Raw genomic sequence first — 23,400 nt, 5'->3', positions numbered from 1 at the left:
GGAGCAAGTCCGCTTGAAGTTGCGAATGTGCAATGATGGCGGGGCCGCCCTCATCGTCTAGCGGCCCAGGACGCCGCCCTTTCAAGGCGGTAGCACGGGTTCGAATCCCGTTGGGGGCACGACCGGCGCAAGCCGGAGCAAGGCAAGACCGGCGCAAGCCGGGCAACACAAGCTAGGTCCTGTGGAGCAGTTGGAGTGCTCGCCGCCCTGTCAAGGCGGAGGTCGCGGGTTCAAGTCCCGTCAGGACCGCAGCGCTGACGCCGCGCCCCGCGCGGCGTTCTGCGTATCGGAGCAGGTCGCCTTGCCGCCGGTTCGTCCGGTTGGCGGGTAACATGAGCCGAGCGACACGGCCAGGTAGCTCAGTTGGTACGAGCGTCCGACTGAAAATCGGAAGGTCGGCGGTTCGACCCCGCCCCTGGCCACATAGCCTTTCGCCGGGCTACAGAGGTCCCCGCCAGCGGAAACGCAGGTGGGGATCTTGCTTTTGGCGGGTCGCTTCCAGTGACGGCCACACCCACCACCCTCCGCGTGGGCGACTTCCTGGGCTATCGCCGACACCTCCCGCCGGCCTAGTCTGACCAGCCCTCGCCGGCCTGCGCGACCAACCCCGCCGGCCTGCATGACCAACCCCCGCCGGCCCGCGCGACCAACCCCCGTCGGCCCGCGTGATGAACCCCCGCCGGCCTGCGTGATCAACACGACTTTCTTGAAGTCGCGGTGTCCCAGCGGGCGCAACACCGCGACTTCAAGGAAACCGAGTCGATCATGCCCGGGGGAGCCGCCGCGTCGGGGCGGTGGGCCAGGACGTGACGCACCAGGCGGTGGGCGTGACGCACGACCCCGCGCGGCGTCAGTGGTCACGGCGACCCTGCGGGCGATGCTGGGCCACGCTGCCCTGGATCGCCTCCCACACGCTGCGTCCGGCCTCTCGCAGCGTCTCCCCCGCCTGCTCGGCGAACTGGGCGGCGCTCTGCGCGGCAGCCTGCGCCGCACCCGGAAGACCACCGTCGCCACCTCCGGACGGGCTTGGACCGGACGCAGCCGACTGGCCGGACTTGTTGCCGGTCTCCCCGGCGGTCGGCCCCGCCGACCCCTCGGGGCGCCGCTGGTCCTGGCCCGCCGCCGGGTGCTCTCCGTCACCCGCGCCTTCGGGCCGCTCTCCAGCGGGGTGACGCGCCCCCTCGTGCCGCCGGCCTTCCGGGCGGTCGCCACCTGGCGCGCCGCCTTCCGGCTGCCGTCCATCTGGCTGCTGACCCTGCGGCTGCTGACCCTCAGGCCGCCGCCCCTCAGGCTGCTGACCCTGCGCATGCGGGCCCTCGGGCCGCCGCACCTCCGGATGCTGGCCCTCCGGATGCTGGCCCTGCGGATGCGCCTGGTCGGTGAGCCCCGGGCCGCCAGCTCGCGGCCCAGGTCCGCCGGCACCGGGTCCCGAGCCAACCGGACCCGCCCCGGGTCGACCCGCATCCGGCCGATCAGAACCCGGACGACCTGGGCCGGACTGATTGAGACCCGGGCGATCCGGACCCGGGCCAGCACCCAATGGCCGAGCTGGACCCGGTCGGTCGGATCCCAGTCGGTGGCGGTCGGCCACCGGGCTGGCCGCGCCGACCTGCTGGCCCGGCTCGTCGCGTACGGCGTCCGAGCGTCGACTCGACGCCTTGATCTCCGCTGCGCCCGCGGCCACCTGTTGGGCGCTGCGGTTCACGTCGTCGACGGCCGTGCGCGCGAGCGCCTCGATGATGTGCGGGTTGTGGTCGAGCGTGTCGAGGGCGCGGCCCAGGATTCTGGTCAGCTGCTCCAGCCGCACCCGTAGTTGCGCCTCGGCGTTCACCCCGTCGATGTTCAACTCGCCGCTGTTGAGGTGCACCCGTACGCCGGCGTCGACCTGGAGCAGGTTGGCCACCCGGGCCCGCAGCGACAGATCGGCCTCCAGACCGTCGACCGCCAGTCGGATGGAGTCGACGGAGACCTTCGGAATGTCGAGCAGGACGTCCGGGTTCCCGCTGTCGACGTTCCGGTCCGGTTCCCGCTGCTGCCCGCTCTCGCTCATGCTCTCCCGCCCCACCTGCACACCGGCCGGGTCGTCCGGGCCGTTGGGCGCGGTTACCCGCTTTCCGGCGGGCCATCCCGTCAGTGACGGCTCGACGACCCTCTGTCTGGAACCGGGCACCGCGCGAAGCTGCACACCGAGGCATCAGCCGGTATGGTCCGGGCCTATGGGACAGGAATTGACTGATCCGGCCGACATCCGGCAGGACGTCGGCCAGTTCTCTCTCCGGTGCAGCCTGCTCGTCCCGGGCTCCGCCGAGCACGCGTTCGCGGTCTTCACCGACGAGCTGACCGACTGGTGGGTCACCGAATACACCTGGTCCGGCCCGGACGCGCTGGCCGAGCTGGGCATGGAGCCTCGGGCCGGCGGCATGCTCTACGAGATCGGCCCGTACGGTTTCCGCGCCGACTGGGGCCGGGTGCTCACCTGGGATCCGCCTCGCCGGCTGGTCTTCGTGTGGCAGATCGGCCCCGACCGGGCGCCCGTGCCGGACCCGGCCCGCGCGAGCGAGGTCGAGGTGCTGTTCCATGCCGAGGGGCCGGAACACACCCGGGTCGAGCTGGAGCACCGGCACTTCGACCGGCACGGCGAAGCTGCCGAGGGTTACCGCAAGGCGCTCACGGCCGGCTGGCACGAGCTGCTCACCCGGTACGTCGCCACTGTGTCGCGTCACCGCCCCAGCACGGCGGCCTGACGACCTACCGGGTCACCGGCCGAGCCGCCGACCGGCTGCGGCGCCGCCGAGGTCCCGACCGCCAAGGTTCGCGCGTTGGCCGGCCTCCGCCCCTGAACCGAAGCCGGTGCCGCCCAACCGGCGTGGCGGTGCGGTACGCAGCCGTGGGTACTCCTCGGTGAGCCGGCGCTGCACCCGGTCGGACCGGTCGGCCAGCACCAGCGCCATCGACTGTGTGCCCGACTCGCTGGCCGCCGCCGACTCCGCCGCCCAGAGTCGCCCTCCGACGACCTCCGCGAAGCCGGCCAGCCAGGAGCGGCGGAAGGCGGCGGGGTGGTCGTCCGCTGGCACCTCGGTGGCAGCCAGGCCGTGGGCCGCCTGCACGAGCAGCGAGGTGAAGAGCAGGTCGACCCGTTCCAGGTCACTGGAGAAGCCGAAGAGGTGCAGGGCGAAGCCGTTGCCTCGCCGACGGCGTACGCAGCGGCAGCGCAGCGGCTCGGCCACCGCGGCGAGCAGGCCCACCTTGTCGCGGGCGTACGGGGCGACGACGTCCAGCACTCGGTCGCCGACCGGGTCGGTGGTCGGGTCCCGGGCGGCGAGCAGGGCCCTGTCGACGCCGTAGCGGGCGATCAGCTCGGTCGCCTTGGCGGTGAACGCGGCGGCCTCGGCCGGCGTGCAGGCCGGGTCCTCGGCCTGGGCCAGCAGCTTGCGCACCTTGCTGAGCATGGCCTCGGACATGCCTACAGAGCTACCACACGGGCCGGACATCATCGGGGCCGCGCGGCAATCGATCGATACGTATCATCGTCACGGCCAGATGATCAGTCCGATACGGACGGTCAACCAACTGTTTGGAGGAACGAACGGATGCCATCCCCGACCGCTCGTCTGCTCGCCGTCGCCACGGCCACCGCGCTGCTCTCCGTCGGCACGCCCGCGCAGGCGGAGCCGACGACACCGACCACGCCGGTCAGCTCCGGGCCGAACGTGTTCGCCCCGCTCGCCACCTGTTACGGCGGGGCGGTCCGGTCGTACTTCGAGACCGGCCGCTACGGCGGCTCGGCCGGCCAGTACCGCACCACGACACGCTGTCGCGACATCAACGTGCGCAATGCGAGCGTGTACGCCACCGACGCGTGCGTGATCTTCGTTGACAAGACGAGCGCCTGCAACTACTGGACCTACCTGCCGGCCAACTCGGGCTGGATCACGGTGGCGACCAACGTCCGGGACGGCGTCAACTTCCGGGTCCGCTTCGAGAACCTGCGGTACGAGTACGAACCGCTGATCGCGTACCACGCGTTCTGACCGACCCGCACCGTCGCGGCGTCCGCCCCCCCGACGGACGCCGCGACCCGGCGGCGGTTCACCCGGCGCGGCTGCGCAGGGTGGCGATCGTCGAGCCGGCGAGTGTGAGCAGGCAGTCGGGGAGCAGACCGTCGGCGGCCGCAGCGCCGAACAGCGCCTCCCCGGTCGGCTCGTCCCGGTTCGCGTACGCGCTGACGAAGCGGGCCACCCAGCGGGTGTCGTACCCGGCCTGATCGATGCCCGGAAAGTCGAGCGCCGCCCCGCTGGCCGCCGGCGCGTCGCCGAGCATGGTCGCCGCCAGGCACCAGGCGACGTCGTACGCGCCGTCCAGGCCGTCCCGGTCGACGACCGCGTCGAACGCTCCCACCACCGCGTCTCCATCGCCGGTGAGCGCCGAACGGAGCACGGCGGCCGCGTCATCGAACGTCTGCTGTGGTAGGTCCGTCACGCAGCGCACAGTAGGACGGGTGGTCAAGCGCCCCCCGCGACCGTCACTGTCCGTGTTCAACGCGAGCTACCTGCGCATTACGCCACCTCCACGGTCCCGCCGCCGGCCTCGGCACGCTAATGTGCGCAGCGGACCTTCGCCGGAGGAAGGACGACCATGTTCGTATCACGCCGCTCGCGGGTAGCCACACTGGCTGCCTGCGCGACGATCCTGCTCGCCACAAGCGCTTGCGGGGATGACAAGCCCGAAGAGGCCAGCGCTCAACAGGTGCGCCTCTACGGCACGGACGGCAACATGCTCAACTCCTATCCTGCGGAGTTGAAGGAACGGGCGAGTCTCGTCGACGGGATGAAGGGCACCACGCCCCTCGTACCGCTGCCAGACGACTTCAAGGGCCGGCTACGGGCCGTCAATCCGGCGCTGACGGACTACGTGTACTCGGCCGAGACGTACGACGCGGTGGTGATCGCCGTGCTCGCCGCCCAGTTGGCCGGGAGCACCGACCCGGCCGCCATCACCAAGCAGATCGTCGCCGTAACCAACGACGGGCAGCGCTGCGAGGACCCGGCCAGTTGTCTCGCGTTGGCCCGCAACGGGCAGGACATCGAGTACCGCGGCGTGTCGTTGACCCGGGCGGGCTTCACCGACAAGGGTGAGCCGGCCACCGCGAGCTATGCCACGCTGACCTTCGACGGGCAGCAGATCAACGACGGCAAGACCGAGTTCGTCGGCGCGGGCATCGAGTCGGCGGCGAGCACCAAGACGCCGCCGAAGCCGAAGAAGCAGCGCCCGGGTGGCGCCTCCGCCGACCAGGAGCCGCTGATCCTGGGCGGCCTGCTGCCGAAGACCGGTGACCTCTCGATCGCCTACCCGCCGATGGCCGCCGGCGCCGCGCTGGCGATCAAGGAGATCAACGCCGCTGGCGGCGCACTGGGCAAGCCGGTGACGTGGCTCGACGGCGACGACGGCACCAACCCGGCGGTGGCCAAGGCGACGGTTGCCAAGCACGTGGCGGACGGCGTCAGCGTGATCATCGGTGCCGGCGGTTCGGGCATCTCCCGGGCGGTGCTGCCGGACGTGGTGCAGGCCGGGAAGATCCTCTTCTCCCCGTCCAACACCGACAGCAGCCTGACCGACGTCGACGACCAGGGCCTCTACTTCCGTACCGCCCCGCCGGACAGCCTCCAGGGCCGGGCGCTGGCCGACGTGATCCTCCGCGACGGGTCGCAGAAGATCGTCATCGTCGCCCGTAAGGACTCCTACGGTGAGGGCCTGCAGGGCACCGTCCGCGACGAGCTGGAGAAGGCCGGTATCGCCAACGACCGGCTCAAGCTGTTGACGTACGAGCCGCCGGCCGACGCGAAGGCCGCTCCGGTCGACTTCAGCGGCGGCGCGAAGCAGATCAAGGAATTCGGCGCGGACGCCGTACTGATCATCGGTTTCGGTGAGTCCGCCCAGGTGATCCGTGGCCTGGCCGACGCCGGGGTGCAGATCCGGCAGTAGGCGGTACCCGAAACCCACGACGGCCGCACCGGCTTCCCGCCGGTGCGGCCGTTTCTGGTACGCGGGTTCAGCGCGGCCGGCGACGCTCCAGAAACTCGGTCATCCGGCGGTGCTTCTCGTCGTCCTCGAAGAGCACCGCCTGGCTGACCAGGTCGAGATGCGGGTGCGCGGCGGCCGGCGCGTCCACCGCCAGCTTGGTCAGTCGCACCGCCAACGGTGAGCCCAGGGCGATCTCGTCCAGCAACGCGTGCGCCACCGTCAGCAGCTCGCCGGGCTCGTCCACCACCCGGTTGACCAGGCCGATCCGCAGTGCCTCCGCGGCGTCCACCCGCCGGCCGGTGAAGAGCAGCTCCTTGGCCCGGCCCTCGCCGATCAACGCGGGCAGCCGGTGGGTCGCGCCGGCGCCAGCCAGGATGCCCAACCGCACCTCCGGTTGCCCGAAGACCGCCCGCGCAGTGCACACCCGAAGGTCGCACGCGTACGCCAGCTCCGCGCCACCGCCCAACGCCGGGCCGTCGACGGCCGCCACTGTCGGCATCGGCAGTGCCCGGATGCGGGCGAACGCGGCCGAGTTGATCGCGGCGAGGGCGTCAGTGCGACCCCGTTCGCGGAGCTGGCCGATGTCGGCGCCACCGGCGAAGATGCCCGCCGCCCCACCGGTGAGCAACAGCAGGCGCGGGCGCGCCTCCAACTCGGCGCAGACCTGGTGCAGCTCGGCGATCAGGTCGGCGTCGATGGCGTTGCGCTTCTCCGGCCGGTCGAGGGTGACCACCAGCCGGTCCGGCCGCTCCTCGATCCGCAACCCGCTCACTGGGCCCGCCTTCCGTTCGCGACCGCGGGGCCCGCAAGCTCACTCCTGGCGCTCACTGCTTGACCCCGCCGCTCCAGCGGTAGAAGCCCTGCCCGGACTTCTTACCCAGCCGCCCCGCGGTCACCATCTCCACCAGCAGCGGGGGTGGCGCGAAACGGTCCCCGTACGCGGCCTGGAGGGTGCGGGCGATGTCCAGCCGCACGTCGAGGCCGACCAGGTCGGTGAGTTCCAGCGGCCCGATCGGGTGCCGGTAGCCGAGCACCATGGCCTTGTCGATGTCCGCCGGGCTGGCCACCTCGTCGGCGACCATCCGGATCGCCTCCAGCCCGAGGGTGACCCCGAGCCGGGAGGTGGCGAAGCCGGGCATGTCGCGTACGACGACGGGGTCCTTGCCGAGCCGGCCGGCGAGCGCGACGGCAGCGGCGGTGGTCTCCTCGGCGGTGGCCGGGCCGACCACGATTTCCAGCAGCGCCATCGCCCAGACCGGGTTGAAGAAGTGCAGGCCGAGGAAGCGCTCGGGCGCGTCCAGCCCGGCGGCCAGATCACCGATGGCGATGCTTGAGGTGTTGCTGCCCAGCAGAGCCGGTCGCAGGGCAGCGGCGTCACGCAGCACCGCCCGCTTGAGGTCGAGGCGCTCCGGCACCGCCTCCACGATCACCTCGGGGGTGGGAGCTACCTCGGCGAGGGTCGGGCGCAGCGTCACCCGCTGCCGGTTCGTGGCGGCCTGGTCGGCGCTCAGCTTTCCGCGCTGCACCGCCCGCTCCCACAGCTCGGCGAGCCGGTTCAGCGCGGCCGCACCCCGCTCGGGGTCCACCTCGACCAACTCGACGGCGTGCCCGGCGCCGGCCGCCACGTACGCGATGCCAAGCCCCATCGTGCCGGCACCGACGACCACGAAACGATCGCTCATCACGCCTCCCTGTCCCGCCCGCCGACGCGCGGGGTCCCCGCTACGCCGGCCCGGGTGTCCCGCCCGCTCCGCTCGCTCATGGTGCGACAGTAGACAGCGCGGCGGCCCGGCCCATGCGTGGGGGAGCGCCGGATCGGGTAATGACGGCCAGTCAACCGAGGGAAGGACCGCATCGACATGAGCCAGGCACCGGAGAGCGTCACCGACGGGGAGATCGTGGAGACCCGAGGCGACGAGCGGGTCGAACTGCTGCGCGCCGACACCAACAACGACGGCAAGACCGACGTGTGGGTGGTGGACACCGACGGTGACGGCAAGGCGGACCTGTTCCAGTTCGACACCGACGGTGACGGCAAGGTGGACATCACCATGGTCGACATCGACGAGGACGGCCAACCGGACGAGGTGGTCGACGGCGACGGCGGCCTTCCGCCCGAGCAGCTCCCCCCGACCGTCCAGGTCTGAGACGTACGGACGGCCCCGCTCTCCGCCGGGCGGAGAGCGGGGCCGTCCCGCTCAGTCGACGAGGCGCAGGGTGGCCAGGTAGTAGGGGGCGTCGCTGTCGTCCACATCGGTGAGCCGCCAACCGGTGCCGTGCACCAGGCTGGCGAACTCGTCCGCCGAGCAGACCAGGTAGTCGAACCAGTCGGTGCTCAACTCGCGGTAGCGCAGCCGCAGCCGCAGCTGGCCACCGAGTCGGCCGCGCCGACGGTTGCGCTCGTGGTAGCCGGTGTGCAGCGGATCGCGGGTGCCGTACGGGTCGGTGCCCTGCGCGATGATCTGCGCCCCCGGTCGGGCCAGCGCGGCGAGCGCGGCCAGGAACTCGGGAGCGCGCTCCCGCCCCTCGAACAGCCCGAGGTTGTTGCCGAGCAGCAGGAACGTGTCGTACCGCGACCCGTCGGCGACGTGCGTGTCGACGGTGCCGTGCACCAGCCGCCGGACACCGCGACGCCTGCTCACCTCCAGCGCGCCCGCTGAGGTGTCCAGCCCGGTGACCGGTACGCCGCGCTCCTGGAGCCGCAGCGCGATCCGGCCGGCTCCGGTGCCGATGTCCAGCGTCTCGCCGTGCGCCCGGTCCACCGCGCGGTGGTCGTACGGCTGCCACTCGGCCGGCCCGTCCAGGTAGTGCGCGGACGGGGCGCCGTTGATCAGACCGTCGTCCCGTTCGATGATCTCGATGACCGGTCGGGGCAGTCGACCACCGACCAGGGGTCGGGGGCCCACCCCGGTGGCCACGGCGAGCGTGTCCCGCAGTAGTTCGCCGACCACGTCACCGATTAGAGGCTCAACAGTCACGACGTTCACGCTATCCGGCCACTCAGTGGCCCGCGCCGGCCGTATCCTGGCGGCGTGACCACGCTGGACCGGCTGTCGGCCGAGAAGTACATCCTGCTCACGACCTTTCGCAAGGACGGTCGGGCGGTGCCGACCCCGGTCTGGGCGGTGCGCGACGGGGAGGCGCTTGCGGTCTGGACGCGGGCCGACTCGGGCAAGGTGAAACGGATCCGCCGCAACGGTGAGGTGACAGTGGCGCCGTGCGACGTGCGGGGTCGGCCACATGGGGCGGAGGTGCCAGCTCACGCGACGATCTACGGGGGCGGTGACACCGGTCGGGTCCGCGACCTGCTCAAGCACAAGTACCGCCTGATCGGCCGGCTGAGTCTGCTGGGTAGCCGGTTGCGTCGCGGCGAGGGCGGCACTGTCGGCATCCGGGTGACGTTGGCCGAGCCACGGCGCTGACTGACCCGCTGCCGGGTCGTGCCCGGCGGGGCATACGAAAGGGGCGGCGGATCGAGATCCACCGCCCCTGACGAAGAACTGTTGCCTGCTCAGTCGCCCTGCCGCTGCTGCGGGATCTGGCCCTGCAAGAGCGCCCTGACCTCCGACTCACGGTACCGACGGTGGCCACCCAGGGTGCGAATGGCACTGAGCTTGCCAGCCTTGGCCCACCGGGTCACCGTCTTCGGGTCGACCCGGAACATCGACGCCACCTCGGCCGGCGTGAGTAGCGGCTCTGGTTCGTGCGTTCGCGATGCCATCGGTCACTCCTCCACATGTATAGACATCGGCCGGGGTCCCGCCGGCCGACGCGTCTCCCATGGTCCGGCTAGTCCCCGATGTCCGACATGGGCCGAACGGATGAAGGTCCCTAGACGGACGGATGAACCATGCCCGATTTTTACGACTTTTACACGGCAGAAAGTACCTTATTCGGACTCATGATCACGGTTCGTGATGCGTCAACTACGAGCACAACTCACCTTGGGAGCGCTCCTAGGGTGATATGCCCTAGTTGCACCGCTCCAACAGCTGCACCGCGCGCCACCGAGCCACCAACTTGTCGTACGCGGCCGACGCCTCCTCGGCCTCGCCGCGTGACAGCCCCGCGAGGCCGCTGGCGACCAGCTCGGGCGAGTCGTCAGCGGCGAGCGTCTCGTCGGAGAGCAGGTCGACCAGACCGCCGTAGTCCAGCTCGACCACCGACCGCGGATGGAACTCCTCCAGCCAGCGGGCCGCCTCCTCCACCGCCTCCGTGATCGGCGCCTCGCCCACCGACTTGCGCAGCACCGACAGCGCCCGCGACGAGCGACGTCGAGCCTTGGAGATCTCGGTGCGGTAGCGCAACGCCCGCCGGCCCGGCTGGGTGACCAGGTCCCGCTCCGCCGGGTCGAAGAGCACGAACCACCGCAGCGGTACGCCCCAGGTGGCGATCTGCTCGTGCACCCGGGGCACCCCGTGCTCCAGCACCCGGGCGCCACTGCGCCAGTCGTCCACCACCGCCCTGGCCTGCCCGGCGAGCACCGGCGGCACGAAGGCGTCGGCGAGCACCGAGGGCACCCCGTCCCGGGCGCTGAGCGCCGCCTCAGCGACCCGGATGCGCAGGTTCCACGGGCAGACCAGCAGGCCGTCGTCCGTCTCCAGGACGTACGCCTCCTCCGGCAGGTCCGGCAGCCGGGTCCAGCCAGCACCCAGCGCCTCGATCACCGCCGTCCGCTGCCGACCGGGCCCCTCGACCGGGGCGATCGCGCGCCCCTCCGAGACATAGCGGCGCCAGTAGCTCTGCCGGTCTCGATCGAAGGCGGCCAGCGGTTCGTACACGCGCAGGTAAGAAGCGAAGAGCGACGGCACCGCGCGATCCTCCCACGAACCACGCCCGTACGCGGTCAGCGGCCGGAGCACGCGCGCCGCACCGTGGGACGGCGGCGGCGCGTCGAGCGCCCGCCCGGCCGCCGATACTAGGCTCGATCACACCGGCAGCATCCCCGCCGGGGTCCACCAGGTCCGCGTCCCACAAGGACGCACACCACAGTAGGAGCCAACAATGGGCGTATTCGCGAGCACCGACGACCCGGTATCGACCGGTCACGAACAGGTCGTGTTCTGCCAGGACAAGCAGAGCGGCCTGAAGGCGATCATCGGGATCTACTCCACCGCGCTGGGCCCGGCGCTCGGCGGCACCCGCTTCTACCCGTACGCGAGTGAGGACGACGCCCTCGCCGACGTGCTGGACCTGTCCCGCGGGATGGCGTACAAGAACGCGCTCGCCGGGCTGGACCTGGGCGGCGGCAAGGCCGTCATCTGGGGCGACCCGGAGCAGATCAAGAGCGAGGCGCTGCTGCGCGCGTACGGCCGCTTCGTGGAGTCGCTGGGCGGCCGCTACTACACCGCCTGTGACGTCGGCACGTACGTGGCGGACATGGACGTCGTGGCCCGGGAGACCCGCTACGTGACCGGGCGCAGCGTGGAGCACGGCGGGGCCGGCGACTCGTCGATCCTCACCGCCTGGGGCGTCTTCCAGGGGATGCGGGCCGCGGCCGAGCACGTGTGGGGCACTCCGAGCCTGCGGGGCCGGCGGATCGGCGTGGCCGGGCTGGGCAAGGTCGGCAAGTACCTCACCGGGCACCTGCTGGAGGATGGCGCCGAGGTGGTCGCCACCGACGTGAACCCGAAGGCGCTGACGTGGGTCCGCAGCAACCACCCGCAGGTCACCCTCGTCGACGACGCCAGCGCGCTGGTCGCCGCGGACATCGACGTGTACGCGCCGTGCGCGCTGGGCGGCGCCCTGAACGACGACACGGTGCCGGCGTTGCGCGCCAAGGTGGTCACCGGGGCGGCGAACAACCAGCTCGCCCACCCGGGCATCGAGAAGCTGCTGGCCGACCGGGGCATCCTCTACACCCCTGACTACGTGGTCAACGCGGGCGGCGTCATCCAGGTGGCCGACGAGATCGAGGGCTTCAACTTCGACAGGGCGAAGCTGCGGGCGACCCGGATCTACGACACCACCCGCGAGATCCTGCACCTGGCTGACGCTGAGGGCGTGCCGCCGGCGGTGGCCGCCGACCGGCTGGCGGAGCGGCGGATGGCGGACGTCGGCCGGCTGCGCGCGATCCACCTGCGCTGAACGTCCCCCCGGAGGCGGATCGACGAGATCCGCCTCCGGGCCCCGCTGCCGGGCGTCGCTGGGTAAGCTGAGCCGGGGTCAAATTTGATGCGGTTTGTCCGGTGTCACGGGTGCTAACCGTTCCGCTCCTTACCCGGTACACTGGGTGACGGCCGGATCGACGCGACGCGCAGAGCCGGCTGACGGTAACCCGAGGTGCCGAACGATGGCATCCCCATGTACCGTAAGAGCCACGAGAGATGCCTGACGTCATCGGGGCCCGCCTTCGGGCTGCCCCGCATTCTGTGCGAGGGGGTCGAGCCATGGGGCGCGGCCGTGCTAAGGCCAAGCAGACTAAGGTGGCGCGGGAGTTGAAGTACCACTCCCCGAACACCGACCTCACCGCTTTGCAGCGCGAACTGGCGGGTGCTGGTAAGTCTGAGCACCACTTCGACGACGACTCTAAAGAGTTCGTCGACGACGATGATGAGGATCACGCGGACGACGATCCGGATCCCTGGGTCCGTCCGACCCGCTGACCTCTCGACGCAGCTGAGCACGCGGTAACCCCCGCGTGCTCACGCACGTCCCGTGCGGTGCAACCGCCGACGATCAGGGGCCTGGCCCGACCGGATCCACTCCGGCCGCTCGACAGGCCCCTGACAACGGCTCCCTCAGCGCGGGCGATTGTTCCAGTTGTAGAACGTCGGGATGTTCTCGAAGTGGTTCCAGGCGCAGACCGCGCTGGAGCCCTCCGCGCCCGACACCTCCGAACGCAGCCGCCGTGCGTCCTCGGCCTCCTGGAGCAGCGCGACGAGCGCAGGAGCCGCGCCCCGCACCCGTTCGGTGACTCCGTCGTCCGCTTCGCGCTCAGGACGCCGGTGACTGGTGGTCTCGGGCATGCTCCAACACTCCCTCCAATAGGCGGATCTTGCTGTTGCGGCAGTGCTCGGTCTCCGTACCGTCAAAACGCCCCAGTTCGAAGTAACGGTTGGCGGCATGGCCGCCACCGCAGAACCCGAAGTACGGGCAGGACGCCCGACACGCCTCCACCCCGGCCAGGAACTCCCCCACCCACGGCGTCGCCGCCGCGTTGCCGAGGATCTGCGCCAACGGGGTGGTCAGCACGTTGCCGCTGCTGAAGTCGCCGTAGCGGGGGTCGGTGAAACCGGCCAACTCCGGGGAGAGCACGATCACCGATCCGTCGTGACCGATCGTCGGGATCGGGTCCAGGTGGCGGGGCAGCACCCCGTCCGCCGTGTTGTCGAGCACCGCCGCTGCGTAGCGCAACGACCACTCGATCTCGCGCAGGTGAATCCGAGGCTCCCGGCGCCACGCCCCGACCAACTCCGCCCAGAACGCGGAAACCGCCGACGGGTCGTGGCGGTTGTCGCGTGTGTTGACCCCCTCGGTCTCCTCGATGTTGATGCCCAGCACGTCGCAGCCCAGCTCGAGGAAGTAGTCGTACAGCTCGGTGGCGAGCCCCGGCTCAGGTCGGGACACCACGGCCAGTGCGGAGAAGGGCAGACCGCGCCGGCGCAGCACCGATATGCCACGCAGGATCCGCTCGTACGCCGGCTGACCGCCCCGGTTGACCCGGTCGCCGTTGCGCGCCCGGGGCCCGTCGACGCTCACGCTCACCCGCATCTCGTGCCGGGTGAAGAAATCACACCAGTCGTCGTCGATGAGGGTGTGGCGTTGGTCTGCACATGGTGCTCGACCTCTGGCCCGAACGGGGCGATCAGATCGGCCAGGTGCTCCCGACCGGCGGCCAGGGGCTCGCCGCCATGCCACACCACGGAGAACCGACCGTTCACCGCCCACTGGTTGACAGCGGCCGCGACCGCCTCGGCCACCGCCACCGGCATCCGGCGATCCGCAGCCCGAAACGGCAGGTAGCAGTACGCGCAGTCGAGGTTGCAGAGGGTGGTGGGCTGCATCACGACGTACGACGGGACGGCGGCCAGACCGCGCATCCCGCTGAACGACTGTCCCCGAGCAGCCATCGCCCTCCTCCGCCTAGCCTGAGGGTGCCCTTCAGGCTAGGCGGCATTGGCCACTCGGGTGAAGCCCTGATCAGGTGCCCGTACGATCACCGGAGGGTGATCAGCCTCGGGTGTGCTGACCAACCATCTGCACGTTTCCGGTGCCCTCGATGATCTCGCCGGCCTGCCAGGCCTCGACGCCACGGCCGGTCAGGGTGGCCAGCGCCCGGTCGGCGTCCTCGGCCGAGACGATCGCGAACATGCCGACGCCCATGTTGAAGGTCGACTCCATGTCGTGGTCGTCGATCCGACCCTTCGTCTGGATCAGGTCGAAGATCGGCTGCGGCTTCCAGGTGGACCGGTTGACAACCGCGTCGACGTTCTCGGGCAGCACCCGGACCAGGTTCCCGGGGATGCCGCCACCGGTGATGTGGGACAGCGCCCGCACCTCGGCCTCGGCGATCAGCTTGAGGCAGTCCTTGGCGTAGATCTTGGTCGGCGTGAGCAGCTCCTCGCCGAGGGTCCGCTGCCGACCGAAGTCGTCGATCACGATGTCCAGACGCATCCGGGCCGCGCCCAGCAGCACGTGCCGGACCAGCGAGTACCCGTTGGAGTGCAGGCCCGAGGAGCGCATGGCGATCACCACGTCGCCCACCTCGACCCGCTCGGGGCTCAGGATGTCGGCTTCCTCGACCACGCCCACGCCGGTCGCGGAGATGTCGTACTCGTCCGGACGCAGGACGCCGGGGTGCTCGGCGGTCTCCCCGCCCAGCAGCGCGCAGCCGGCGTAGCGGCAGCCGTCGGCGATGCCCGCGCCGATCTCGGCGACCTTGTCCGGCACGACCTCGCCGGTGGCGATGTAGTCGAGCAGGAACAGCGGCTCGGCGCCGCACGCCACCAGGTCGTCGACGACCATCGCGACGAGGTCGATGCCGACCGTGTCGTGAATGTCCATCTGCTGGGCGATCACCAGCTTGGTGCCCACCCCGTCCGTGGAGGACGCCAGGATCGGGCTCTTGTACTTCTTCGTGTCCAGCCGGAACAGGCCCGCGAAGCCACCGAGGTCACCGAGCACCTCGGGACGGCGGGTCTGCCGCACCTTCGACTTGAGCAGCTCCACAGCGCGGTCACCCGCGTCGATGGAGACACCGGCGTCGGCGTACGAGACCGAGCGTTTGCGCGCCTGGCGGCCAGCACCGCCCGTCCACGGCTGCCGGTCACCGCCGGCGCCGGTCGGGCTGCTTCCTGCGCCGCTGCGCTCGGACACGTGCGTCACGGTTCTCCCCTTTGGTTCTCGGTGCCGCCGGCGGTAGCCGGGCCGCGCCGGTTGGTGCTACGGGCGGTTTGCGGTAACGCCACCCGGAGTGGCGACGGACGAGCCGTTGGTGTGCGGGGCCTCCGGCGCCGAGTTGGCGACGCGTCGACCCACCCCTTCGAGCACGTGCTTGCCGATCAGGTTGCCAGCTGGCAACTCGATCGGGTACTCCCCATCGAAACACGCCCGACACAACCTGGTCTTCGGCTGCTCGGTCGCGGCGATCAGGCCGGGAAGGGAAACGAAGCCCAGCGTGTCGGCGCCGATGGAGCGCCGGATGCCGTCGTTGTCCAACCCGTTGGCCAGCAGCTCCGCCCGGGTGGCGAAGTCGATGCCGTAGAAGCACGGCCAGCTGACCGGTGGGGAGGAGATCCGGACGTGCACCTCCAGCGCCCCCGCCTCGCGCAGCATCCGCACGATGGCGCGCTGGGTGTTGCCGCGCACGATCGAATCGTCGACCACCACCAACCGCTTGCCGCGGACGTTCTCCCGCAGCGGGTTGAGCTTGAGCCGGATGCCGAGCTGACGCAGGGTCTGCGACGGCTGGATGAAGGTGCGACCCACGTACGGGTTCTTCATCAGGCCGGCGCCGTACGTGATGCCGGACGCCTCCGCGTACCCGATGGCGGCTGGCGTGCCCGACTCGGGCACCGGGATCACCAGGTCGGCCTCGACCGGGTGCTCCTTGGCCAACTGCCTGCCGATCTGCACCCGCGCCGAGTGGACGTTGCGCCCGGCGATGGTGGCATCCGGGCGGGCGATGTAGACGTACTCGAAAAGGCAGCCCTTCGGCTCCGGCGCGGCGAACCGGGTGGAGCGCAGCCCGTTCTCGTCGATGGCGATCAGCTCGCCCGGCTCAACCTCGCGCACCACGCTGGCGCCGACGATGTCCAGGGCCGCCGTCTCGCTGGCCACCACCCAGCCGCGCTCCAGGCGGCCGAGCACCAGCGGGCGGACACCGTGCGGATCGCGGGCCGCGTACAGCGTCGACTCGTCCATGAAGACGAAGCTGAACGCGCCGCGCAGCTGCGGCAGCACCTCCAGCGCGGCGGCCTCGACCGACAGATCCGGTCGGCTGGCCAGCAGCATCGTCACCAGGGAGGTGTCGTTTGTCGAACCGTCCGCGATGAGGCCGCGCTCGGCGACCTCCTTCTCCAGCTCGGCAGTGTTGACCAGGTTGCCGTTGTGGGCCAACGCGATGGTCGTGCCGGAGGTGGTCGACCGGATCGTCGGCTGGGCGTTCTCCCAGTTGGACGCGCCGGTGGTGGAGTATCGGGCGTGCCCGATCGCCAGGTGACCGCGCAGGCTCGCCAGGGTGGGCTCGTCGAAGACCTGCGCCACCAGGCCGAGGTCCTTGTAGACCACCACGCCGGAGCCATCGCTCACCGCGATGCCCGCCGCCTCCTGGCCGCGGTGCTGCAGGGCGTAGAGACCGAAGTAGGTCAGATTGGCAACCTCTTCGCCGGGGGCCCAGACGCCGAAGACGCCGCAGGCATCCTGGGGGCCAGGTCGTTGGGGGTCAAGGTCGTGGCTCAGCCGGCCGTCGCCTCGGGGCACCTACCGCTCCCTCATGCTGGTCTGGACCGGCCGGGCGGGGATCACGGGCGGATCCACTCTCCTCTGCCGGGACCACTGTCATCGCCTGACAGTGTACGCGAATCGGCGTCAATACAGAAAGTCACGATTACCCTGCTCAGCGTCACGGCGAGTGGGACAACGGGACGACTAGAGGGGCAGATACGCCGAGAGGTCCGCGCGGTTGCCACTCATCTGGACGCGACCGTCGGTGACCGCCTCCGCCCAGGCAACCCTGCCGGTTGCCAGCTCCAACCAGGTGTTCGGGGCCATCTCGACCACGTTTGGTGGATTTCCCCTGGTGTGTCGAGGCCCCGGTACGCACTGGATAGCCCCGTATGGTGGAACGCGCACCTCCACCGATCGGCCGGGGGCGCGCTCCGCGAGGACGGCCAACAACGACCGGACCGCCTCTCGGAACACCGGCCGTTCGGGTGTACGCCCCTCGTCGAGCGCCGACAACGCGGCCGCAACGGCAGCGGACTTACTGTGCGGAGAGGACACGACGGGACGATACGACCCCCAGGCCAGACACGCGACGCTGGCCCTGGGTCGCGCTCATGCAGTCGGACAAGGCATAGTTGCCGACGGCGTATTCGTACCGTGATGATCCCCGGCCCGGCGCCCCGCCGGTCAGAGGGAAGTCAGCCCGGAAGGCGGTGGACGTGTCAACACACCGACGTGCCTGGAAGCAGCGGGCCGGTGTGGTCGTAGCGCTGGTTGCCGGCGCTCTGCTCGCCGTCCCCGCCACACCAGCTATGGCCGCAGATGTCAGCGTTTCCCCCGGCTCGGTCACAGTAAACGCCGGCAGCGACGCCACAATCACCGTGCGCGTCACTGGGGGTAACAACGACGAGTCGGCGAAGGTCAGCCTCGCCGGCCTGCCGTCCGGCGTCAGCTGCGCCAGTGGTTGCGGCGATGTCAAACTCTCCGGTGGCGGCCTGGGCAACCCGACAGGGTCGGCGCTGGTCAGGATCGCGGCGAACGACAACGCCGGCGACGCGACCGCGACCATCACGGTGGCCGTCGAGGCCGAGTCGGGCCCGGACACCGCCACCGTCTCGCTGACGGTGAAGGGCAAGGCCGCTCCGCCGCCGCCGCAGAACCAGACCGTGCGGTCGGTCTCCGGCAAGGTGGTCGGGCAGTCGGACGGCAAGGCCGTACCGAATGCTTTCGTGGTTCTCCAGGACACCGCCGGTCACCGCTACGACGCCACCAGCAACGGCAGCGGCGACTTCCGCTTCACCGGCACCACCGAGAAGCCGATCGCACCCGGCCGGATCGACCTGGGAGCGTCGTTCGACAACATCAAGGCGTTCAAGTCCTTGAACGCCAGCGCAGGACAGGCGATCACCGGGCAGCGGCTCAGCCTCGCGATCAAGGCCGAGGCGACCCCCAGCGCCACCCCGTCCCCCACTCCCGAGGCCACCGCGACCGAGGAGGCGACCGAGGAGGGCACCGAGGAGGAGCCCACCGAGGAGGCCAGCCAGGGCGCTCCGGCGAACGCCGCGAACACCGACGACGGCGGCGGCATGAGCTCGTACATCATCATCCTGCTCGGTGGTCTCCTGGTCGCCGCCGGAGTCGGCACGATCGTGCTGCTCTGGATGAAGCGCAGGGAGAACGGCGACGACGACGACGCTCCGGCAGGTGCCGGTGGCGGCGGAGTGGTGCCGCCCTCGCGCGGCGGGTTCCGCGGTCCCGACGACCAGACCCGGGTGGTCGGCGGTCGTCCCGGCGGTGGAGCGGACCCGACGATGGTCGGCGGCGCGGCGCTGAGCGAGGCCCCGACGATGATGCACCGACCGGTGGTCGACGACGTTCCGCCGGACCCGTACGGCGCGCCTGCCCAGGCGTACGGCGGCGCAGGTCAGCAGGGCTGGGGCGGCGCCGGCTACGGCGAGGAGCCAGCGCCGGGTGGATACGGTGCCGGCGGTTACGGCAACGCCCCCGCTTCCGGTGGCGGCTACGGCGCTCCGGCCGGCCCTGAGGGCGGGTACGGCGCGGCCGGTGACGGCTACGGTGCCGCGCCTGGTTCCGGTGCCGGCTACGGCGGCGCACCAGCGCCCGCTGGTGGCTACGGCAACGCTCCGGCCTCCGGTGGCGGCTACGGCGGTCGTGATTACGACGCCCCGGGCGGCACCGCCGCCTACCCGCCGGCTCCCGCTGGCGGAGCGGCCTACGGCGAGCGGTTCGACGAGCCCACCGGCCGGTACACCGGCGACAGCACCCAGTACCCGGCCCCGGCCGACCCGTATGCCACAGGCGTCTACCAGCCGGAGCAGGGGCAGGGGTACGGCCAGCCCGATGCCGCCCCGTACGGCGGCCGCGCCGCCGAGCCGACCGCCGGGTACGGCGCTCCGGAGGCTGGCGGGTACGACCAGGGCGGCTATGGTCAACCGGCCGGCGGCTACGACCAGGGCGGCAACTACGGCCAGGAGCCTCCGCAGCAGCGCGGCGGCTACGACGACCGGGGCTACGACCAGGGCGGCTACGGCCAGCCCGCCGGCGGCTACGACCAGGGCGGCAACTACGGCCAGGAGCCTCCGCAGCAGCGCGGCGGCTACGACGACCGGGCCTACGACCAGGGCGGCTACGGCCAGCCCGCCGGGCGGAACCGACCGGACACCCCACCGCCGCCGCCACCGACGGAGCGCGGCGGTCGCCGCCTCGACTGGTTGGACGACTGACCCCACCACAGCACAGGAAACGGCCACCCGGAGATTCGGGTGGCCGTTTCGTCGTGGCAGGACAGACGCCGTCCTGGGAGCGCCCCTGCTCAGCGTCCAACCTGCGGCAAGATCGACTCGCGTTTCAGGGAGTCGGGGTATCCCACGGACCCGGACACCCCGATTTCCTGAAACGCGAGTGAATCATGGCCGGCAGCAGGCAAGGGCGGGCGGCAGGCGTAGCTGGTGTGGACGGGCGACGGGGCCCCTCGGTCAGGCGGCGGAGAAGATGCCCTGGTGGAGCACCGGCACAACGTCCGACACGCCGATCCGGACGGCGACGTCCACGTCTGCGGCGAAGCCGCTCTCGGTCAACTCCCGTCCGGAGACGCTGCCGCGCACCGCGGCGGGCAGATCCGGGGTGCTGGCCAGCGCGGCGAGCGCCATGGCCGCCTCCACCGACAGCCCACCCGGCACACCGGAGAGGGCGTCCAGCACCGAGGCGGCGCCGAGTTGGTCCTCCACCGACGGGCGCAGTGACCCGTCCGGCCACCGCTCCCCCGAGGCGATCACGCCGATCGGGGCGTCCAGCGTGCCGTACCCCTGGCGGCGCAGCCAACGCCCGACGGCGCGTGCGTTGCGCAGGCACGCCGCGACCACCGGCAGACCGGTGGCGCTGGCGGCGGCGCTGATGGCTGAGCCGTTCGGGGAGGGCAGCACGAGGTCCGCCACCACTGGTGCGTTGCTCAGCGCGGCGGGCGACAGCGACCACGGATGTTCAGCTGTCGTCTGCCGCCGCCCGACCGCAGCTGTCGCACCGACCCGGACGGCGTACTCGGCGGCCTGCTCACCCCAGGGGAACGGGTGCACCCGCATGCCCCGGGCGACAGCCACCTCCACGGCGGTGGTGAACGAGAGAACGTCCACCACCACCAGCACCGCGCAGACCCGGCCGAGCTCGGCCGCCCCGGTCAGCCCCCAGTCGAACCGGGCACCCGATCCGGGTTGGCCGTAGACGGCGGCCGTCAACGCCTCAGCGCTCGTCGGGCGAAGGCTCGGTGACACCGGAGTCAGACTCGGACGCCTCGCCGGGCTGCTCCGACCCGATCGGCTCGACAGCGCCGGTCTCCGGGGAAGGGCCCGAAGAAGCGATCGGCTCGGAGACCACCGCCGCCGCGTCGACCGGCTCAGCCTGCGCGACCGGCAGCGGAACGGCCTCGACCGCACCCGCCACACCGGCAGCCGGCGCGGGCACCTCGACGGCCGCCGAGCCTCCGAAGAGGCGCGGCAACGTCTCGGTGTGCGCGGTGCGCAGCTCGTCCAGGCCGATCCGGAACTGGCCGTGCACCTCGAGCGCCCCACCGGACGGGTCGGTGACGCCGATCAGCTCGAATGGCACGCCCCGCTCGGCGCAGAGCGCCGCGAACGCCTTGTCGTGACCGCGCGGCACCGAGACCAGCGCCCGGGTGGCGGACTCGCTGAACAGGTAGACGAACGGCATTGAGCCCTCGGTGAACTGCTCCGGCACGGCGACCCGCGCACCGACGCCGCGACGCAGGCAGGCCTCGACCAGGCTCTGGGCGAGGCCGCCGTCGGAGAGGTCGTGTGCCGAGCTGAGGTGACCGACGCGGGCCGCCTCGGCCAGCAGTTCGGCGAGTGCCTTCTCCCGGAGAAGGTCGACCTGCGGCGGAATGCCACCGAGGTGCTCGTGCGTCACCCAGGCCCACTCCGAGCCGGACAGCTCAACGTTCGTCTCGCCGAGCAGGTAGAGCTGGTCGTGGTCGCCACCGGCGCGCGGCACGAAGCCCATCGGCACCCGGTCGGCGACGTTGTCCAGCACGCCCAGCACACCGACCACCGGGGTCGGGTGGATCGCCGCGGCACCGGTCTGGTTGTAGAAGCTGACGTTGCCGCCGGTCACCGGGATGCCCAGCTCCAGGCAGCCGTCCGCCAGGCCACGCACGGCCTCGGCGAACTGCCACATCACGCCCGGGTCCTCCGGCGAGCCGAAGTTGAGGCAGTTGGTCACGGCGATCGGCTTCGCGCCGGTCACCGCGACGTTCCGGTACGCCTCGGCCAGGGCCAGCTTGGTGCCGTTGTACGGGTCGAGCCTGGCGTACCGGCCGTTGCCGTCCACCGACAGCGCCACACCGAGACCGGTCCGCTCGTCGATCCGGATCACACCGCCGTCCTCCGGCTGGGCGAGCACCGTGTTGCCCAGCACGTAGCGGTCGTACTGCTCGGTGACCCAGGTCTTGTCGGCCAGGTTGGGCGACGCGATCATGCGCAGCACGGTCTCCCGCAGCGCCTCCGGGTCGGCCGGGCGGGGCAGCGTCTCGGCCCGGTCGGCCTGGAGCAGGATCAGGTCGGCCGGCTCACGCATCGGCCGGGCGTAGACCGGACCGTCGTCGACGAGCGACCCCGGTGGCACGTCGACGACCAGGTGGTCCTGCCAGGTGATCAGCAGTCGACCCGGGCTGCCGTCCGGCTCCGGTGCGGTGACCTCACCGATCGCGGTGGCGAGGACGCCCCACTTCTCACAGGTCTTGAGCACCGCGTCGAGCTTGTCCGGCTCGACGACCAGCAGCATCCGTTCCTGCGACTCGCTGGCCAGGATCTCGTGCGGGTCCATCGAGGGCTCCCGCAGTGGCACCCGCTCCAGCCAGACCCGCATGCCGGTGCTGGCAGCGGCGGCGGTCTCGGTGAGCGCGCAGGTCAGACCGGCACCACCGAGGTCCTGGATGCCGACCACCAGTTGGCCGTCGTACAGCTCCAGGCACGCCTCGATCAGCAGCTTCTCGGTGAACGGGTCGCCGACCTGCACGGCGGGTCGGCGCGCCTCGCTGCCCTCGTCGAAGGTGGCGCTGGCCAACACCGACACGCCACCGATGCCGTCCCGGCCGGTCTTGGCGCCCATCAGGACGACAACGTTGCCCGGGCCGGCGGCGGCCTTGTTCTGCAACCGGTTGACCGGCAGCACGCCCAGGCAGAGCGCGTTGAGCAGCGGGTTGCCCTGGTAGGAGGGGTCGAAGACCAACTCTCCACCGATGTTGGGCAGGCCGAGGCAGTTGCCGTAGCCGCCCACGCCGGCGACCACGCCGGTGAGCACCCGGGCGGTGTCCGGGTGGTCCGCAGCACCGAAGCGCAGCGGGTCCATCACCGCGACCGGGCGGGCACCCATGGCGAGGATGTCCCGGACGATGCCGCCGACGCCGGTCGCCGCGCCCTGGTACGGCTCGACGAAGCTCGGGTGGTTGTGCGACTCGACCTTGAAGGTCACCGCCAGCTCGTCGGAGACCTGCACGACACCGGCGTTCTCACCGATGCCGGCAAGCAGCCGGTCGCTGTGCGGGGCCTTCTCGCCGAACTGGCGCAGGTGCACCTTGCTCGACTTGTAGGAGCAGTGCTCGCTCCACATGATCGAATACATGGCCAGCTCGGACTGCGTGGGCCGGCGGCCGAGGATCTGCCGGATCCTGTCGTACTCGTCGTCGCGCAGGCCCAGCTCGGTGTACGGCTGAAGCTCGCCCGGGGTGCCACCGGCGCGCGGCACCGTGTCCACACCCTCGGTCCAGACGGCGGCGGCCGGCTGGGCGGGAGCGGTTGCCGGTGCGACCGGCTGCGCCGCGCTCGGCTCGGCCGGCTGCGCCGGGGCGGAGTACGCCTCCGGTGTGTCCCGTACCGGGTCCGGATGGGTGGTCATGACCTCTCCTCGCTGCGCTCGTGCCCGCCAGGCCGGCGGTTGAGCTGACCGATGATCGTGCCGCCG

22 protein-coding genes, 3 tRNA genes and 1 pseudogene are annotated in these 23,400 nt (G+C 71.2%); 11 read left to right on the top strand and 15 right to left on the bottom strand.

Annotated features, from left to right (window positions below; all coding sequences use genetic code 11):
- Positions 1-46 precede the first annotated feature (46 nt).
- The 3 genes from AB0K35_RS11175 to AB0K35_RS11165 all read left to right on the top strand — a co-directional run bounded on the left by AB0K35_RS11175 (position 47) and on the right by AB0K35_RS11165 (position 422).
- Positions 47-119, top strand: a tRNA-Glu gene (locus AB0K35_RS11175).
- 56 nt (positions 120-175) lie between these two features.
- A tRNA-Asp gene (locus tag AB0K35_RS11170) sits at positions 176-249 on the top strand.
- Between the two features lie 99 nt (positions 250-348).
- Positions 349-422 (top strand) — tRNA-Phe (locus AB0K35_RS11165).
- A gap of 428 nt (positions 423-850) precedes the next feature.
- On the opposite strand, the gene AB0K35_RS11160 is transcribed toward AB0K35_RS11165, so the two are convergent.
- Positions 851-2,170: a hypothetical protein gene (locus AB0K35_RS11160; RefSeq protein ID WP_363884954.1), complete on the bottom strand. Its 1,320-nt coding sequence runs from the start codon at positions 2,168-2,170 to the stop codon at positions 851-853.
- Between the two features lie 46 nt (positions 2,171-2,216).
- On the opposite strand from AB0K35_RS11160, the gene AB0K35_RS11155 reads away from it, so the two are divergent.
- Complete coding sequence (locus AB0K35_RS11155; protein WP_238672778.1) at positions 2,217-2,744, top strand: SRPBCC family protein; 528 nt, start codon at positions 2,217-2,219, stop codon at positions 2,742-2,744.
- 12 nt (positions 2,745-2,756) lie between these two features.
- On the opposite strand, the gene AB0K35_RS11150 is transcribed toward AB0K35_RS11155, so the two are convergent.
- The gene (locus AB0K35_RS11150; protein WP_238672777.1) at positions 2,757-3,461 is read right to left on the bottom strand and encodes a DUF2786 domain-containing protein; all 705 of its coding nucleotides are present in this window, start codon (positions 3,459-3,461) and stop codon (positions 2,757-2,759) included.
- A gap of 129 nt (positions 3,462-3,590) precedes the next feature.
- On the opposite strand from AB0K35_RS11150, the gene AB0K35_RS11145 reads away from it, so the two are divergent.
- Positions 3,591-4,031: a hypothetical protein gene (locus AB0K35_RS11145; RefSeq protein WP_238672776.1), complete on the top strand. Its 441-nt coding sequence runs from the start codon at positions 3,591-3,593 to the stop codon at positions 4,029-4,031.
- A 58-nt stretch (positions 4,032-4,089) separates the two neighbouring features.
- On the opposite strand, the gene AB0K35_RS11140 is transcribed toward AB0K35_RS11145, so the two are convergent.
- Positions 4,090-4,479: a hypothetical protein gene (locus AB0K35_RS11140; protein WP_238672775.1), complete on the bottom strand. Its 390-nt coding sequence runs from the start codon at positions 4,477-4,479 to the stop codon at positions 4,090-4,092.
- A gap of 156 nt (positions 4,480-4,635) precedes the next feature.
- On the opposite strand from AB0K35_RS11140, the gene AB0K35_RS11135 reads away from it, so the two are divergent.
- On the top strand, positions 4,636-5,982 hold the full coding sequence (locus AB0K35_RS11135) for an ABC transporter substrate-binding protein (RefSeq protein ID WP_238672774.1): 1,347 nt from the start codon (positions 4,636-4,638) through the stop codon (positions 5,980-5,982).
- Between the two features lie 67 nt (positions 5,983-6,049).
- Here the strand turns inward: AB0K35_RS11135 and AB0K35_RS11130 are convergent, their stop codons facing one another.
- Together AB0K35_RS11130 and AB0K35_RS11125 are read right to left on the bottom strand one after the other, a co-directional pair.
- Complete coding sequence (locus AB0K35_RS11130) at positions 6,050-6,793, bottom strand: enoyl-CoA hydratase/isomerase family protein (RefSeq protein WP_091396017.1); 744 nt, start codon at positions 6,791-6,793, stop codon at positions 6,050-6,052.
- 52 nt (positions 6,794-6,845) lie between these two features.
- On the bottom strand, positions 6,846-7,703 hold the full coding sequence (locus AB0K35_RS11125) for a 3-hydroxyacyl-CoA dehydrogenase family protein (RefSeq protein ID WP_363884950.1): 858 nt from the start codon (positions 7,701-7,703) through the stop codon (positions 6,846-6,848).
- Between the two features lie 177 nt (positions 7,704-7,880).
- Between AB0K35_RS11125 and AB0K35_RS11120 the strand changes: the two genes are divergently transcribed.
- Positions 7,881-8,168, top strand: coding sequence for a hypothetical protein (locus tag AB0K35_RS11120; protein WP_091396025.1), 288 nt, complete (start codon positions 7,881-7,883; stop codon positions 8,166-8,168).
- Between the two features lie 51 nt (positions 8,169-8,219).
- Here AB0K35_RS11120 and AB0K35_RS11115 read toward each other — a convergent pair whose 3' ends face one another.
- Positions 8,220-8,999 carry a class I SAM-dependent methyltransferase gene (locus AB0K35_RS11115; protein ID WP_238672772.1) on the bottom strand — a complete coding sequence of 260 codons (780 nt, stop codon included), beginning with the start codon at positions 8,997-8,999 and terminating at the stop codon, positions 8,220-8,222.
- 54 nt (positions 9,000-9,053) lie between these two features.
- Between AB0K35_RS11115 and AB0K35_RS11110 the strand changes: the two genes are divergently transcribed.
- The gene (locus AB0K35_RS11110) at positions 9,054-9,443 is read left to right on the top strand and encodes a PPOX class F420-dependent oxidoreductase (RefSeq protein ID WP_357361083.1); all 390 of its coding nucleotides are present in this window, start codon (positions 9,054-9,056) and stop codon (positions 9,441-9,443) included.
- A gap of 89 nt (positions 9,444-9,532) precedes the next feature.
- Here AB0K35_RS11110 and AB0K35_RS11105 read toward each other — a convergent pair whose 3' ends face one another.
- Together AB0K35_RS11105 and AB0K35_RS11100 are read right to left on the bottom strand one after the other, a co-directional pair.
- Positions 9,533-9,742: a BldC family transcriptional regulator gene (locus AB0K35_RS11105; RefSeq protein ID WP_007073996.1), complete on the bottom strand. Its 210-nt coding sequence runs from the start codon at positions 9,740-9,742 to the stop codon at positions 9,533-9,535.
- 250 nt (positions 9,743-9,992) lie between these two features.
- Entirely contained in the window at positions 9,993-10,832 is an 840-nt protein-coding gene (locus AB0K35_RS11100; protein WP_124853509.1) for a hypothetical protein, read from the bottom strand.
- Positions 10,833-11,025: 193 nt separating this feature from the next.
- Between AB0K35_RS11100 and AB0K35_RS11095 the strand changes: the two genes are divergently transcribed.
- Both AB0K35_RS11095 and AB0K35_RS11090 read left to right on the top strand, forming a co-directional pair.
- The gene (locus AB0K35_RS11095; protein ID WP_112677510.1) at positions 11,026-12,108 is read left to right on the top strand and encodes a Glu/Leu/Phe/Val dehydrogenase dimerization domain-containing protein; all 1,083 of its coding nucleotides are present in this window, start codon (positions 11,026-11,028) and stop codon (positions 12,106-12,108) included.
- 302 nt (positions 12,109-12,410) lie between these two features.
- Positions 12,411-12,626, top strand: a complete 216-nt coding sequence (locus AB0K35_RS11090; protein ID WP_030332207.1) for a DUF3073 domain-containing protein — start codon at positions 12,411-12,413, stop codon at positions 12,624-12,626.
- Between the two features lie 135 nt (positions 12,627-12,761).
- On the opposite strand, the gene amcA is transcribed toward AB0K35_RS11090, so the two are convergent.
- From amcA to AB0K35_RS11065, 5 genes and pseudogenes are all read right to left on the bottom strand, one after another.
- On the bottom strand, positions 12,762-12,989 hold the full coding sequence (amcA, locus tag AB0K35_RS11085) for a multiple cyclophane-containing RiPP AmcA (RefSeq protein WP_238672770.1): 228 nt from the start codon (positions 12,987-12,989) through the stop codon (positions 12,762-12,764).
- Positions 12,958-14,063, bottom strand: a pseudogene (gene amcB / locus AB0K35_RS11080) (cyclophane-forming radical SAM peptide maturase AmcB). Before amcB ends, amcA begins: the two are co-directional and overlap by 32 nt.
- Before the next feature lie 130 nt (positions 14,064-14,193).
- Positions 14,194-15,348, bottom strand: a complete 1,155-nt coding sequence (gene purM / locus AB0K35_RS11075) for a phosphoribosylformylglycinamidine cyclo-ligase (RefSeq protein ID WP_238672768.1) — start codon at positions 15,346-15,348, stop codon at positions 14,194-14,196.
- Positions 15,349-15,405: 57 nt separating this feature from the next.
- Positions 15,406-16,944 carry an amidophosphoribosyltransferase gene (gene purF, locus AB0K35_RS11070; RefSeq protein ID WP_091396045.1) on the bottom strand — a complete coding sequence of 513 codons (1,539 nt, stop codon included), beginning with the start codon at positions 16,942-16,944 and terminating at the stop codon, positions 15,406-15,408.
- Positions 16,945-17,112: 168 nt separating this feature from the next.
- A complete protein-coding gene (locus AB0K35_RS11065; protein ID WP_238672767.1) occupies positions 17,113-17,466 on the bottom strand; it encodes a sterol carrier family protein in 354 nt (117 codons plus the stop codon).
- A gap of 323 nt (positions 17,467-17,789) precedes the next feature.
- Here AB0K35_RS11065 and AB0K35_RS11060 point away from each other — a divergent pair, with 323 nt between their 5' ends.
- Positions 17,790-19,652: a hypothetical protein gene (locus AB0K35_RS11060; protein WP_363884946.1), complete on the top strand. Its 1,863-nt coding sequence runs from the start codon at positions 17,790-17,792 to the stop codon at positions 19,650-19,652.
- A 252-nt stretch (positions 19,653-19,904) separates the two neighbouring features.
- Here the strand turns inward: AB0K35_RS11060 and AB0K35_RS11055 are convergent, their stop codons facing one another.
- Positions 19,905-20,660: a 2-phosphosulfolactate phosphatase gene (locus AB0K35_RS11055; RefSeq protein WP_363885271.1), complete on the bottom strand. Its 756-nt coding sequence runs from the start codon at positions 20,658-20,660 to the stop codon at positions 19,905-19,907.
- Positions 20,661-20,664: 4 nt separating this feature from the next.
- Positions 20,665-23,334, bottom strand: coding sequence for a phosphoribosylformylglycinamidine synthase subunit PurL (gene purL, locus AB0K35_RS11050; RefSeq protein ID WP_363884944.1), 2,670 nt, complete (start codon positions 23,332-23,334; stop codon positions 20,665-20,667).
- Positions 23,335-23,400: the final 66 nt, after the last annotated feature.

This window comes from Micromonospora sp. NPDC053740 (genome assembly GCF_040677775.1).
GTDB lineage: Bacteria > Actinomycetota > Actinomycetes > Mycobacteriales > Micromonosporaceae > Micromonospora > Micromonospora alfalfae.
The sequence above is the reverse complement of the archived record's forward strand: the minus strand, read 5'-3'. Positions and strand labels throughout refer to the sequence as shown.